Source organism: Thermoanaerobacterium sp. R66, assembly GCF_028895185.1.
In the GTDB taxonomy this organism is placed as follows: Bacteria; Bacillota; Thermoanaerobacteria; order Thermoanaerobacterales; family Thermoanaerobacteraceae; genus Thermoanaerobacterium.
In genome coordinates, this window is record NZ_JAEUWW010000001.1 from 1,561,622 (window position 1) to 1,575,985 (window position 14,364).

A 14,364-nucleotide genomic window follows, 5' to 3' on the forward strand; every position below is an offset into this window, starting at 1 on the left:
AAACCTCACCGGCTAATGCCTCATTAAGAGTTACACGCCATCTAATGCAATTATACCAAATCTTTTTAAAAATGTAAAACCATCATAACTTTTTGACTACTTTCGTTATACTTTCCATATTGGCCTTTTGTTCTTCTGTAAACGCAACCTGATTATTTACATAATCCAAATTCTTTGTGTTGTTTTCGTCTACTCTGTTTATAATATCCAAAAGTTGCTCAGAAGACGCCAAAAGCTCCTCTACTTGAGCTGATATGTTTTGTGATGCGCCCATGACGCTCTTTACAGCATTTAAAGTCTTATCAGAGCTTGCTGCAGTTTCAGAAGTCACGCTGGATATGTCCCCAATAACAATAGAAATCTCGTCAAATGCCTTCTTTACATCGTTAAATATATCCAATACTTTGTTGACTTCCATTGCTGCTTTAGTTGAATTGTCTATGTCATTTATTACGCTGTCAATTGTCACACCTGTGTAGCTGGTTATGTTCTCTATTATTTCGCTTATCTTTACGACGCTGTCTGTAGACTGTTTAGCCAATTTTCTTATCTCATCTGCCACAACCGCAAAGCCTTTTCCGTATTCTCCAGCTCTTGCGGCTTCTATAGCAGCATTTAAGGACAATAGATTCGTCTGATCGGCTATCTCTGATATGGCTGACAATATCTCTTTTATTCCACCCATCTTCTTGTCCAACTCTTTCAGTTCGTTGGAATTGACTTTTGAATTTTTAAGGCTTTGATTCAACGTATTTATAAGATTTCTTACAACATCGCCTTGACTTTTTACATTTTCCTCTATTTCTCTTATCTTTGATATAGCGCTATTCATATCACTTAATAAAGTATCAGAAGATCTTGCCAATTCTTCATTAACTTCAGAAACATTTGATATAGACATAGCCACTTCATTGGCATTTTCTGCAATAGTGTTGATACTTTCGGTAAGTTGCTCAATGCCGTCTCTCGACATTTTGATGTTTCCAGTATTCTCCTCCGCCATCTTCTTAAGATGTATTGAAGAATCAAGAACCTTTTCAGAATGCTCCATCGACTTACTTACTTCGCTGTTTATAAGCCTTGATAGCTTTCTCAATCTCCTTACGGTTATCAAAGAGTAAATGATTATCACAATTAGGATTACTGCGCTGATTGCGACAGACATCTTAAATGTCCTGTCATTTTGCGATATCATGTCGTTAAACATTGGCAAAAATCCTTGCGAATACTTATTGCTAAAGTCTGTCATGCTGTTTTGTATCTGCGTTGCGTAATAGCTTACCTTCAATGTCTTATCGCTGTCTTGATCGAGTATGTACTTCTCATTTAAGCTGTCTATGGCCGAACTGATATTTTTTATGCTGTCATTGATGCTATCAACATCTGATTTTAGTTGATTGTATATATTAGTGCCTTTGAAATCGTCTAAAGCGTTTCCAAGATTGTTTACATTTTGGGATATATTGCTTAAATCTGTCCTTAAAGCACTTTTTGTGCTTTGTCCCATCGTGTAATTATTTACATCATTGAGAAGGACACTGCTGTACTGCGCCAACTGCACCTGTGAATTTGAAATGTAAAGCACCTGGTTAATGACAAACTTTTTTAAATTGTTGATGTTATTTTTTGTGTTTATCATTCCCAGATTTACCGTAAATGATAATACCAAAAGCAAAATGCCGATTACTACAAATGCTCTTATAAGTTCGCCCCTTAATGTTTTTGTCATTTACACCCCTCCATAGATAAAACCTTTTGACTACTATATCGGCATTAATAGTAAAATGTTAAATGATTGCAAAAAAAAATTCCTCATTGAGGAATTTTACATGTAAATCAGTTGAGGTCTCTCCACATATTGACCAGATACTAATATATATTTTTTGATTTCATTCATCGCCCAATCCAGCTTATTTTTATCATTAGCATATACTGTAGCAATAGGTTGGCCTTTCTTTATGAAGTCACCTATTTTCCCGCCTAACATTATGCCAACCGATAGATCTATTGTGTCTTCTTTTGTAGATCTTCCAGCGCCTAACCTCATGGCGATAAGACCTAAGTCTAATGCATACAAATCTTTTATATACAAGTCTTCATCAGCAATCCACGATTCAACGTATTTAGCCTGTGGCAGCAATGAAAGATCATCTACTATCCTTTCATCTCCACCTTGAGCTTTTATAAACTCTTTAAACTTTTCTAAAGCCTTTCCACTTGTCAATGCTTCTTCCATCATCTTCTTTGCTTCATCGGTATCTTTTGCAACACCAGCAATTGTAAGCATATCAGCACCTAAAATCATGCACACGTCAATAAGATCTTTTGAACCATTTCCTTTTAAAACATCAATGGCTTCTACTACTTCCAATGAATTACCAATAGCAAGTCCCAATGGCTCATCCATATTTGTAACATGTGCAACTGTCTTTCTTCCAACGGAATTGCCTATCTCAACCATGAGATTTGCAAGCTTTTTGGCGCTTTCTATATCTTTCATAAAGGCACCGCGGCCCACCTTTACATCCAGAACAATCCCATCAGCACCAGACGCAATCTTCTTGCTCATTATAGAGCTTGCTATAAGTGGTATCGAATCGACTGTGGCGGTTACATCTCTTAAAGCGTAAAGCTTCTTATCGGCTGGTGTCAGATTGCTGGATTGCCCTACGACAGCTATGCCGTATTTATTCACATTGTCTATAAATTCTTGTTCACTTAGTTCAACCCTCATGCCTGGTATTGATTCAAGCTTATCTATCGTACCACCGGTATGGCCCAATCCTCTTCCAGACATCTTTGCAACAGGAGCACCACACGCTGCCACAAGAGGCGCTAAAACTAGAGTAGTAGTATCTGCGACACCGCCAGTAGAATGTTTATCAACCTTAATACCTTTTATTTCCGATAAATCAAGCACATCACCAGAATGGGCCATAGCCATCGTCATGTTTGCTGTCTCTTCGTTCGTCATGCCATTAAAGTATATAGCCATCAAAAGAGCACTCATCTGATAATCAGGTATATAGTCTTTTGTGTATGAAGATATGATGAAATCTATCTCGTCTTTTGTAAAGGTGCCTCCATCTCTTTTCTTCATTATAAGGTCGTACATTCTCATAAAAGATCCTCCTTATCAAAATGGCAATTCATTAAGAAATGACGTTCCATGGCCAGTTCCCTCAACGTCAAATATTTCTGCAATGGTTGCGGCAATATCAGAAAATGTCTGTCTTACGCCTAAATCTTTGCCATGTGTAAATCTGCGGTTGTACACCAAAAGCGGCACATACTCCCTTGAATGGTCTGTGCTGGTCGTCGTAGGATCATTTCCATGATCTGCTGTAATAATGAGCAAATCATCATCTTTAAGCTTTGACATTATTTCAGGAAGGTGGTCATCAAAATATCTAAGTGCATCTGCATATCCTTGAGGGTTGTTTCTATGTCCGTAAAGCATATCGAAATCCACTAAATTTGTGAATATAAGGCCATTTTTTACTTTATCCAATGCTTTTAAAGTCGCAATTATGCCATCCTTATTATTAGTAGAATGGTCTTTTCCCGTTATGCCACATCCTGCAAATATGTCTTCAATCTTGCCTATCGCAAAAACCTCATGCCCTGCGTCTTTTAACTTATCCAATATAGTCGGGCTAAATGGTTTTAAAGAAAAGTCCCTTCTGTTTTCCGTTCTCACAAAATTCCCCGCTTCCCCAATAAAAGGCCTTGCAATGACTCTGCCTACCGCATAATCGCCTGTCAGTATTTCTCTGGCTATCTCACACATCTCATAAAGCTCATTTAAAGGTATAACGCCTTCATGGGCAGCGATTTGAAAAACGCTGTCAGCCGATGTGTAAACTATCGGATAACCTGTCTTTACATGTTCTTCTCCCAATTCTTCTATTATCTCTGTCCCCGATGCAGGCTTATTTCCTATGACTTTTCTTCCTATTCTTTCTTCAAACTTATTTATCACTTCATCAGGAAATCCATTTGGAAATGTAGGAAAAGCCTTATCTATCCAAAGACCTGCTATCTCCCAGTGTCCCGTCGTCGTGTCTTTGCCTGCCGAATGTTCTTGCATCTTCCCATAAGCACCTATAGCCGACTTATCAGCCTCTACACTTTTTAGCGGCAGTATGTTGCCAAGTCCCAATTTCCCTAAATTAGGAAGCTTTACTCCTGTCACATCGCATATGTGTCCAAGAGTATTTGAACCTACGTCACCATATTTATTCGCATCTGGCGCTTCACCAGCTCCAACGCTATCTAATACAATAAGTAAAACTCTGTTTACCATTTAATCACCTCTATCAATAATGCCCTCAACAAATAATATTAAATAAATATCACGAATATTATTTTTCATCTTTCAGAGAAAATGCATACGGAAGAAGATCTTTCGCTTTTTTTATTACAAAATCCCCTTTCATGTTTCCCAAGATGACAGTCATGTCTTCTCCACCTAACTCGTACATGACTTGTCTGCATGCGCCGCAAGGTGACACAGGTCCATCTGTATCGGCTACAACTGCAATCGCCTCTATATCTCTATCACCATTTGCATAAGCGCTAAAAAGTGCAGTCCTTTCAGCACAATTAGTAAGTCCATATGAAGAATTTTCGATATTGCATCCTTTATATATCTTCCCATTACTTGTTATGACGCAGGCACCGACTTTAAATTTAGAATATGGTGCATAGGCACTTTCCCTCGCCTCTTTTGCAACCTCCAACAGCTTTTCGTAATCCATAATCATACCTCCCATCAGTCCCGCTTCCTGATGACGTAAAAGTCGAACTTATCAGCATTAAAATAATTTGATGAGAAAAGAATCGGCCTATTGTTTTCATCGTAATGTATTTGCTCTAAAAGCAAAACCGAACCATTTTTCCCTATATTAAGCTTTTTCTCCAATATAACATCATTCTTCACGACTTTAATGCTTGATACAGCGTACGTTATCTTTATGTTGTACTCTTTTTCCAAGAAAGTAAACATAGATTCTTGGAAACCGCTAAAATTATCTCCTACAATTTTGTAGGGCAATCTATCAACACAGTAGACAACAGGTATGTCATCAGCAGTCCTTACCCTCTCAACTTTGTAAATTTCTTCACCAGGATTTAGCTTTAATTTTTCTGCCTCACTTTCTAAAGCAGGCAATTTGTAGAAAGTAAAATCCTTTGTGCCAGGCTTCATCCCTTGCCTTTTAATAAGGGACGTGACGCTGAAAAGCTCCTCAAGCCCACTTCTTATTATCGGCTTTTTCCGGACAAATGTCCCGACGCCTTGCTGCTTCGTTATAAGGCCTTCATCTTCCATTATTCTCATAGCTTCCCTGAGTGTAGCCCTGCTTATGCCAAATTCTTTCGATAGAGAAGCTTCAGAAGGAAGTTTCATTCCTTCCTTCCATACACCAGTCTTAATAAGCTCCTCCATCTTATTCAATGCTAATTCATAAAGTGGCTTTTTGTCAGGAATTAACATATTAATCCTCATTTCTTAGGAGTATACGGAACACCATCTGCCGCAGGTGATACACTCTTGCCGCCAACACCTACCAAAGCCAAAACTGTGAGAATATATGGAAGCATCATGATTATATTTTTTGACAAGGCACTGTTTTGAAGCTGCATGCTTAAAGCAGTAGCAAAGCCGAAAAGCAAAGCCGCACCAAAAGAGCCGAAAGGCGTCCATTTACCAAATATCATAGCTGCCAAAGCGATATAACCTCTTCCGCTGGACATATCTGTGCTAAAGCTGTTTAAAAGACCTATTGACAGATATGCACCGCCTATTGCTGAAAAAAGACCACTTAAAGCAACTCCTAAATACCTTAACTTTATTACATTGATTCCCGCAGTCTCAGCCGCTTCAGGATTTTCTCCAACGGCTCTTATCCTTAAGCCCAGATTAGTGTGAAATAAGAAGTAATCTGAAGCAAATATCAATATTATCATCAAATACACTATGACGCTGTTACCGCTTAATATCTGCCCTATAAATGGTATATTTTTAATAATAGGTATATCTATATTTGGAAGCATGGGTGTGTCTGTAGGCGTACCACTGAAACCGAAAATTGTATTCAGAAGGTATGCTGTAAAACCCGATGCAAATATATTTATTGCCATACCGAGAATAACCTGATCAGCAGTAAGTGTTACTGCAGCCCAGGCAAATATCACAGCAACTATCATGCCAACTATAATCGCACCTAATAGGCCAAGCCATGCACTGCCTGTAAGATGCGCAAATAGTACCGCAAAAAAAGCCGCAATAAGCATTATACCTTCCATAGCGATATTTACGACGCCAGATCTCTCAGAAAAAGTTCCTCCAAGGGCTGGCAGCGCTAATGGTGTTGCCATAGCAAGGGTTGCCGACCACAACTGAGGATTTAATAAAATTTCTTTCATGATGCTAACTCCTCCTTTTTCTGCTTCTTAAACATGGTTTTAAACAATTCAATGATCTTGTCTGCGGCAACGAAGAATATGATAAGACCTGTTATGACATCTGTCAACTGGCCAGGCACCTGTGCATTAAGCTGCATGTATTGGGACCCTGTTCCAAGCGCAGCAAACAGAAGGGCTGAAAATACGACGCCAATAGGATTGTTTTTTGCCAACAGTGCCACAACTATTGCAGTATATCCATATCCTGATGTAAAGCTGTCGTAAAGCCTATGTTGAACGCCTAAAATTTGAACTGCTCCTGCAAGACCTGCAAATATACCGCTTAAACTTAATGACAAAACGATGTTAAATGGCACATTCATTCCAGCGTATTTTGATGCTCTCTGATTAAACCCAACGGCTCTCATCTCATATCCCCAGACAGTCTTATACATAAGCCAGTAAACAAAAAGGGCTGCAGCCAAAGCTATAACTATGCCATAAGACAATTGCGTGTTTGGAACGATGGTAGGTATCACAGCAGAATTTCTGATAAGCGGTGATTGAGGCACAGAACCTTTTTCCATCATTGGACCAAACTCCAATAGGTAATGGCTAAAATAAATTGCCACATAACTCATCATCATAGTCGTAATGACCTCATGTGCGCCAGTATATGCTTTAGCAAATCCAGGAACTATTCCTCCCCACAATCCTCCGGCAATCATCGCAGCAATAAGTGCAAAAGGTATGTGGATATACCATGGAAGACCTTTAAAGGAATAGCCTATCCATGTACCTACAATAGCGCCAATCCAATACTGTCCTTCAGCACCTATATTGAAAAGCCCTGCATTAAATGCTATCGCAACGCCAAGACCTGTTATTATAAGTGGAACAGCATTTGCCAGTGTATTTGCTATATTAGGTAATGTTCCAAACGCACCTATGAAAAGCGATGTATAGGCAGCTACTGGATTAAAGCCTGTAGCCAACATTATTATAGAACCAATAATGATTGCAATTACAACAGCTAATATTGGCATATAAATGCTTTTTAATACTTTACTCATGATCACACCTCAACTTCCTTTGCGTCAATTTGAGAACCTGCCATAAGCAGTCCAATTTTTTCCCTTGTAGCAGATTTGCCATCCAATACATCCATTATTACACCGTTATGAATTACTCCGATTCTGTCAGACAACGACATTATCTCCTCTAATTCTAATGAAACAAGCAGTATCGCTGAACCTCCATCTCTAAGCTCTAAAAGCTTTTTGTGGATGTACTCAATAGCACCGACATCCATTCCCCTCGTAGGTTGAACAGCTATCAAAAGCTTTGGATTAGAACCAACTTCTCTTGCAAGGATTATCTTTTGCTGGTTGCCACCTGAAAGGTTGCCTGCTAAAAGAGTATAATCAGTAGGCCTTATGTCGTATTCCTCAACCTTCTTAGATGCATTTTCAAATACTTTCTTATACTGTATTACGCCATTCTTCGAATAATGGCTATCTTTGTATTCCTTCAAAATCAGATTGTCTGCGACGCTAAACTTCATGATAAGCCCTTCCTGCTGTCTGTCCTGAGGAATGTAAGATATGCCCAGCTTGTACCTTTCCCTCGTAGGAAGTTTTTCAATATCGGTATTTTGGTACTTAATGATACCTGATTTAATCTGCCTAAGTCCCATCAAAGCCTCAATAAGCTCTGTCTGGCCATTTCCATCAATGCCTGCCAATCCAAAGATTTCTCCGCTTCTTATTTCAAAGCTTACGTTTTTCACCTTTTCAATGTTTTGTTCATCTGCAACAGTCAAATCTTTAACTGAAAGAACCACATCACCAGGTTTGTATTCTGATTTCTCTACTCTTAAAACGACTTCCCTTCCCACCATCAAATTAGCCAATTCTTGCTCGTTTGTATCTTTTGTATTGAGAGTGCCTACCGTCTTACCCCTTCTCATTACTGTAACTTTGTCAGAAATCTCTTTAACCTCATCCAGCTTGTGGCTGATGAATATGATAGAAATGCCCTGCTCTTTTAATCTCCTCATTATCCCAAACAGTTCTTCCGTCTCCTGTGGAGTAAGCATAGCAGTCGGTTCGTCCAAAATGAGAAGCTTAGCATGTCTGTAAAACGCCTTTAATATCTCTACCCTCTGTTGAAGTCCAACAGATAGATCTTTCACCTTTGCATCTGGATCGATTTCAAGATGATAGTTTTTTGATATCTCTCGAATCAATTCATTGGCTTTTTTCTTGTTGTAAGAAATGCCACCAGGTTCAGCACCGAGAACTATATTTTCTGCAACCGTCAAAACCGGTATCAACATGAAATGCTGGTGAACCATCCCAATGCCTTTTTCTATAGCTTCATGAGGGCCGCTTAGATTTAAAGTTTCGCCGCTTAGCTTTAATTCTCCAGAGTCAGGCTTATATAATCCGTAAATAATATTCATCAAAGTAGATTTGCCTGCACCATTTTCACCTAAGATGGCATGTATTTCTCCTTCTTCTACAGTCAGATTGACACCATCATTTGCCCTAACCTTAGGAAATATTTTTGTAATATTTTTAACCTCTAATAATACACTCATTAACATACCTCCTAAAAAGGGGCTGAACTCCGTCAGCCCCTAAGTTAGCCATTATTTCTGTACTTGATCTGAAACTTTTATCGTACCGTCTTTTATCTTATTAGCATATTCATTAACTTTATCAATTATAGATTGTGGAACATCTTTTATCGGCTTAGCGTAGCCAACGCCATCATTTGCCAAGTCGAAGTACACGAGACCACTCTTGAAGTTGTTATTAAGAGCATTCTTTATAGTCTCAAATGTTGCAACATCAACTTTTTTAAGTGCTGATGTCATAACTGTATCAGGAGCCATGTAATTTTGGTCTGCGTCAACGCCTATTGCGTATACATTTTTTTCTTTAGCAGCATTTATAACGCCATCGCCAGTTTGTCCTGCAACATGGAATACTATATCTGCTCCTTGGCTTATTTGTGTCAAAGCCATTTGCTTTCCTGATGCTGGATCATTGAAGTTTCCTGTGTAGCTTACAAGTACCTTTGTATCAGGATTTACAGCTTTTACGCCTTGTTGGAAACCTGCAATGTAGCTGTCAACAGGTGGAATCTGCATTCCTCCTACAACGCCAACAACGTTTTGATCATTAAGCTTTGAATTCTTTTCTTTTTCCATAAGACCTGCCATCACACCTACTAAGTATCCGCACTGCTCTGTCTTAAATGTAGCAGATGCAACATTTGGCCTGTCAGTAATGTCTGAATCGATGATCAAGAACTTCGTATCAGGAAATTCTTTTGATACTTGTTCAACTGCATCTTTCATAAGGAAGCCTACAGCTATTACTAAGTTGTACTTTTGCTGAGCGAACTGTGTAAGGTTTGTAATGTAATCTGTCTGTTGCTTTGATTGAATAAAGTTAGCTGTAACACCAAGCTCACTTTTAGCTTTTTCAAGACCTTGATATGCCAACTGGTTGAAGCTATGGTCATTTATACCGCCAACGTCTGTTACAAGACCTACTTTAAAGTCTTTGTTCTTCGCATTTTGAGTCGTATTGTTTGACTGTGATGACTGTTGTTGTTTTGTAGCTGAAGAACATCCTGATAAAAGTGATAACGTCAAAACAAATGCCAGCATTAATGAAAGAACTGCACGTAATTTTTTCATTACTTCATCCTCCTATTTTTGATATCGTTTTTCTAATATTTAGCTTTCCAATTTCCGTCTGTTGTCTGACATCTAACAACATTATAATTCTAAAACCATTCATTCACAACATTATTTCTAAGCTTGTATTACAAAATTATCTCATCTTTTCTCTATCTTTCTCACTTTTTCTTGTCTTTTAACACTTTTACACTTAAACTTATCTATCACAAATTTTTAATAGAAATACTCAGTATCTCGTCTTTTACAGGTTCATACCTTTTTATCAAACTCTCACATTCTTCAACGGCGCTATCTGCCAGTGATTTGTCTTTTAAAAATTTAGCATTTACTTTTACATTTATATAAGCACTTTGAAGCCCTGCGAATAGAAGCAACGCACCAACTGCCGCATCTGATATTGCATTTGGATTGCCATACTGAGCAATAAGCAAAGTAGGTGCAAACCCTTCGCTTAAAAGTCTCGCTAACTTAAGCGGCACATTTATAGCTTTTAAATAAGCTTCATCTAATTTTTGACTTCTTAAAGCCTTCTCTTCATCATTATTTTTAGGCATTTTGATGGCTTTTATGACATCCTCGTATGCATTTTTATCTTCATCTACTAAAGGCATTAACTCCGATATAAGCCTTTCGCATATTTTAAGTCCGTTTTCAATCTCATCCTTTATATCGCTGTCATACTCATCGTAGAATTTTCTGCCAATTGTGAGATTATAAACCATTGATGACAACGCCACACCTAAGCTTGCCACTAAAGCAGATACACTTCCACCACCAGGCGCAGGTTTTGAAGATGATACATCTTTTACATATTCTTCTAAAGTTTCGTTTACCAACATAAATATGCCTCCTTTGTCCTTTTTCTTAATTATACCTTATTTCCCTTATCTTGAATACCTACTCGTAAATTCTATTTTCTATGACTTTATCATAGCTAAAGTTCTCCATCATCAGATAGTGCTCAGCAGTATCAAACAGCGCTTTAGCGGGTATAAGACCGATAAGTTCGCTGCCAACGATATTTACTCCATACCTTGACGCTTCATTTTTAATGACTTCAAAAACCCTATACAGCGGCGTCTTCTCATAGTTTGTAAAATTCATTGAAACCTGTACGACATTTCGCTCCTTCAAATCTACCCCCATCGCCTTTAAGTATCTGAAGCCACCTGAAGAATGCCTTATTGCCTTTGCTATTTTCTTCGCGATATCTATGTTAGTTGTTCCTAAATTTACATTGAAAGCTATCAGAAAATTTCTTGCGCCTACAACAGTGACACCGCTTTTTTCATTCATTACATGCGGTCCGTAATCAGGAACCCAATCAGGCATTTTTATTTTTTCAAAAAAGCCTTCATATCCACCTCTCCTTATGTCCTCAAGGTTTCTCCTTAATGGGTTTCCCTGAGCTTCTTCATAAAGATATACAGGTATCTTAAGTTCTTCCCCTATGCGCCTTCCTACATCTTTTGCTATCGCTACACATTCATCCATAGTGACATTCTTAAGAGGCACAAATGGCAAAACATCTAAAGCCCCAACTCTTGGATGCTGTCCTTTATGATACCTCATGTCGATTAATTCCGAAGCTTTTTTGGCCACATTAAAGGCAGCCTCTTTTATTCCATCCACATCTCCACAAAATGTTATAACAGACCTATTGTGGTCTTTATCCATGGTATAGTCTAACAATTTAACGCCATTTACAGATGCCACTTCTGCCACAAGGGCTGCGATCTTCTTTTGGTCTCTGCCTTCGCTGAAATTTGGAATACACTCTACGATTTTATCCATATTTACCTCCGCTATCATAAATTTAATAAGTTATTTCTCGAATTGAGAATACAATAATGCCCATGTTTTTTCAATAATTACGATAAAAAAATACGGATCAGAAGATCCGCATTTACAGAATATTGATATAATCATCAAAAGAACCGTCGTCAAGACAACATTCTATAATATCTCTGCCCAGTTTTGACAAATCCGGCGTCAAATATTTCTTAAGCTCTTGTTTAAAGAAATCAGTCAATATCTTTGCACCCTTCATAAATGCTTCTTCGCCCACTTCAGGCTGCAAGTGCACCTGCAAGAAATGCTTTGGCATAAATTCACCATCTATTTTAAGTGACTCCAAAGAATAACCCAATAGAGGGCACTTTGACTCTGTCAATTGATCGGGCCTGAATTTTGCACCACCACGCCTTGACAGGTATTCTCTCGCAATCCATTGAGGCATAAATCCGACTTTATAGGCACCTATATGCTGATTTGGTATAAGTACATATCTCGTGGCAGGCGTATTCTGTATTTGTTCCAAAATAAGATTTGCATGTCTTACCATCTTTCCTGTGGCAAACGGCCAATATGAACCAACACCTTCACTGCTTAGCCCCTCAGTATCTATGATGCTGGGATTTGCGTAGCCCCTTGGAGCCACTAACCTCCAAAGCCAAGCAATAGATGGTGGCAGTACATGGAGCACGCCTAATATGCCATAAGAAGGATTTTCTTTTGTGCATGGAGGAGTTCTCACTCCAAAACTTCTTATGTCGACTTCTACAGCATCATCTACTGTATTTGCAATGAATCCCCTTGGCATTATGACTCTCGGGTTAGTACAAGGCTTTCCAGGGCTATCTTCTATGTGCTCCCATATTAAGCATGTAGAATTAGGTACGCCATCAATATTAAGAAAAAGGAGAGGTTCTTTCGGATGGATACACAATTTTTCAAGATCAGGACTTGAGCCGTACTCTGTAACATGGTCAAGCCTTATAAACCATCCGTTTTCCGCATCTTTAACAACCAACTTCTTGCTTGCATCTTGATATGATGGATGGCATAATGCCATGTCGTCTGTAACAGGCTGCAATTCGCTGTTTTCTTTAAGTTCCATGTAGAATTTTTCTTTAGTCACGATGTTAGTGCCAAAGTGTATCCTTCCATCCAATTCCCTTGGAAGCTGCTCAGTCATCTCACTTTTCCCGCCACCGCTGGCACCTTCATGCATGATAGTCATTATGTTGTCATAAGGTGTTATGACCCTTACAGTAGATGCATGGGCTGTTATCCATCCTTCTTTTTCACCCACATCTAAAAGAACGCTATAAACTCCTTTTTTCGCACTTGGGCCAGGATATAAATTGTAGGAAAATAGTTCTTGCATGTCTTCAAGCCTGTTATGAACGACAACTTGCTTTCCATTGAAATGGGTATGCCTGAAAGGAGGTGCTACAAATATGATAGAGCATGGTTTAAAGTTCTCACTGATTTTTTCCTTCGGTATAAAGCCTTGGATGTCTGCAAGAGCGAGAACAAAAAAACCGGCATTTTTTGGTGCGATCACCAACGAAGCATATCCTAATCTTTCATCACCAGCCATAAATGGCATTACAATCAAATCCTGCTTCTTTAGCCAATTAAAAGTCTCAAGCCTTAAAGGTTCAAAGTCCTCGCCAAACCTGTCTTTGTACCTAACCTTATCAGTGTCTTTGTCATCAGCTATAACCATGCAGTTTGGTTCTCGCCGCCTCATGTAAGGCTCAGGGTAATTTACTGCAAAGCCGTTTTTGCACTTTGCAACAGTGGCTTCCACGACTTTCCCTTTTCCTGGCACTTCGTATGACACTTCAAACGTGTCGTTTCCGCTGCCGCCTATCGTCAAATCTAATAGTTCTTTTCTACTTTCAGGAATAATTATCTCTCTTCCACTTCTTAAAATATCAGAAACTTCATCAGGTAGTATAAAGTAATCTAAAATGCCATTTTCCATATTTTCTATCTCATTCCTTTCACACGATATGAAAATTTTTGAAATAATAGACGTGATATTATGCAGAATTTTAATATTTGAAATATTTTATAAAAGCCACTATCTATCTATAAATTAGATAAATACTGGCTAAGCGGTAAATTTGCAAAGCAACCCTTTCATAGAAACCCCCTATTTACTTTCCTTCAATGTAGAAAAAATTCATGTAATTTATTTTATCATTTTCAAGCATTAAAGTCAATCCCTGCTTAACAAAATACACAATTAGCCGAAATATTAAATTATAGATGCTGTGGCAACTTAACAATATTATATCACATAATATGACCAGCTCATAATTTTTATGAATAAATTTTGTCAAAAAAATATTTTTATATTTTAATTATCTGTGATATAATTATCGTGGAACTGTTATATAAAGTCTAAAGGTATATATATAAGCATTTTCAGAAAACTGTTATATAAT

12 protein-coding genes are annotated in these 14,364 nt (G+C 38.2%); all 12 read right to left on the reverse strand.

The genetic code is table 11. The features are described from left to right. Nucleotides 1-82 precede the first annotated feature (82 nt). A complete protein-coding gene (locus tag JJQ93_RS07985) occupies nt 83-1,729 on the reverse strand; it encodes a methyl-accepting chemotaxis protein (protein ID WP_274893376.1) in 1,647 nt (548 codons plus the stop codon). A gap of 96 nt (nt 1,730-1,825) precedes the next feature. Next, nucleotides 1,826-3,121 (reverse strand): pyrimidine-nucleoside phosphorylase, encoded by a 1,296-nt coding sequence (locus tag JJQ93_RS07990; protein ID WP_274893377.1) that lies wholly within the window; start codon nt 3,119-3,121, stop codon nt 1,826-1,828. Nucleotides 3,122-3,136: 15 nt separating this feature from the next. Further along, the gene (locus JJQ93_RS07995) at nt 3,137-4,306 is read right to left on the reverse strand and encodes a phosphopentomutase (RefSeq protein ID WP_274893378.1); all 1,170 of its coding nucleotides are present in this window, start codon (nt 4,304-4,306) and stop codon (nt 3,137-3,139) included. A gap of 58 nt (nt 4,307-4,364) precedes the next feature. Next, nucleotides 4,365-4,760: a cytidine deaminase gene (locus JJQ93_RS08000; RefSeq protein ID WP_085111859.1), complete on the reverse strand. Its 396-nt coding sequence runs from the start codon at nt 4,758-4,760 to the stop codon at nt 4,365-4,367. 14 nt (nt 4,761-4,774) lie between these two features. Beyond that, the gene (locus JJQ93_RS08005; RefSeq protein ID WP_274893379.1) at nt 4,775-5,497 is read right to left on the reverse strand and encodes a GntR family transcriptional regulator; all 723 of its coding nucleotides are present in this window, start codon (nt 5,495-5,497) and stop codon (nt 4,775-4,777) included. An 8-nt stretch (nt 5,498-5,505) separates the two neighbouring features. Beyond that, complete coding sequence (locus tag JJQ93_RS08010; RefSeq protein WP_274893380.1) at nt 5,506-6,429, reverse strand: ABC transporter permease; 924 nt, start codon at nt 6,427-6,429, stop codon at nt 5,506-5,508. Then, on the reverse strand, nt 6,426-7,481 hold the full coding sequence (locus JJQ93_RS08015; protein WP_274893381.1) for an ABC transporter permease: 1,056 nt from the start codon (nt 7,479-7,481) through the stop codon (nt 6,426-6,428). The genes JJQ93_RS08010 and JJQ93_RS08015 overlap by 4 nt, the downstream gene beginning before the upstream one ends. A gap of 2 nt (nt 7,482-7,483) precedes the next feature. Then, entirely contained in the window at nt 7,484-9,010 is a 1,527-nt protein-coding gene (locus JJQ93_RS08020) for an ABC transporter ATP-binding protein (RefSeq protein WP_274893382.1), read from the reverse strand. Nucleotides 9,011-9,061: 51 nt separating this feature from the next. Continuing rightward, a complete protein-coding gene (locus JJQ93_RS08025; protein ID WP_085111770.1) occupies nt 9,062-10,120 on the reverse strand; it encodes a BMP family lipoprotein in 1,059 nt (352 codons plus the stop codon). 206 nt (nt 10,121-10,326) lie between these two features. Continuing rightward, nucleotides 10,327-10,962 (reverse strand): cyclodeaminase/cyclohydrolase family protein, encoded by a 636-nt coding sequence (locus JJQ93_RS08030; RefSeq protein ID WP_085111771.1) that lies wholly within the window; start codon nt 10,960-10,962, stop codon nt 10,327-10,329. A gap of 58 nt (nt 10,963-11,020) precedes the next feature. Beyond that, entirely contained in the window at nt 11,021-11,917 is an 897-nt protein-coding gene (gene ftcD / locus JJQ93_RS08035) for a glutamate formimidoyltransferase (protein WP_274893383.1), read from the reverse strand. A 112-nt stretch (nt 11,918-12,029) separates the two neighbouring features. After that, entirely contained in the window at nt 12,030-13,898 is a 1,869-nt protein-coding gene (locus JJQ93_RS08040; RefSeq protein WP_274893384.1) for a DUF4914 family protein, read from the reverse strand. Between the last annotated feature and the right edge of the window lie 466 nt (nt 13,899-14,364).

What these genes read in the sequence shown, in the direction of transcription:
- JJQ93_RS07985 (WP_274893376.1), bottom strand. Translation starts at nt 1,729, where the DNA reads ATGACAAAAACATTAAGGGGCGAACTTATAAGAGCATTTGTAGTAATC.
- JJQ93_RS07990 (WP_274893377.1), bottom strand. Translation starts at nt 3,121, where the DNA reads ATGAGAATGTACGACCTTATAATGAAGAAAAGAGATGGAGGCACCTTT.
- JJQ93_RS07995 (WP_274893378.1), bottom strand. Translation starts at nt 4,306, where the DNA reads ATGGTAAACAGAGTTTTACTTATTGTATTAGATAGCGTTGGAGCTGGT.
- JJQ93_RS08000 (WP_085111859.1), bottom strand. Translation starts at nt 4,760, where the DNA reads ATGGATTACGAAAAGCTGTTGGAGGTTGCAAAAGAGGCGAGGGAAAGT.
- JJQ93_RS08005 (WP_274893379.1), bottom strand. Translation starts at nt 5,497, where the DNA reads ATGTTAATTCCTGACAAAAAGCCACTTTATGAATTAGCATTGAATAAG.
- JJQ93_RS08010 (WP_274893380.1), bottom strand. Translation starts at nt 6,429, where the DNA reads ATGAAAGAAATTTTATTAAATCCTCAGTTGTGGTCGGCAACCCTTGCT.
- JJQ93_RS08015 (WP_274893381.1), bottom strand. Translation starts at nt 7,481, where the DNA reads ATGAGTAAAGTATTAAAAAGCATTTATATGCCAATATTAGCTGTTGTA.
- JJQ93_RS08020 (WP_274893382.1), bottom strand. Translation starts at nt 9,010, where the DNA reads ATGAGTGTATTATTAGAGGTTAAAAATATTACAAAAATATTTCCTAAG.
- JJQ93_RS08025 (WP_085111770.1), bottom strand. Translation starts at nt 10,120, where the DNA reads ATGAAAAAATTACGTGCAGTTCTTTCATTAATGCTGGCATTTGTTTTG.
- JJQ93_RS08030 (WP_085111771.1), bottom strand. Translation starts at nt 10,962, where the DNA reads ATGTTGGTAAACGAAACTTTAGAAGAATATGTAAAAGATGTATCATCT.
- ftcD (WP_274893383.1), bottom strand. Translation starts at nt 11,917, where the DNA reads ATGGATAAAATCGTAGAGTGTATTCCAAATTTCAGCGAAGGCAGAGAC.
- JJQ93_RS08040 (WP_274893384.1), bottom strand. Translation starts at nt 13,898, where the DNA reads ATGGAAAATGGCATTTTAGATTACTTTATACTACCTGATGAAGTTTCT.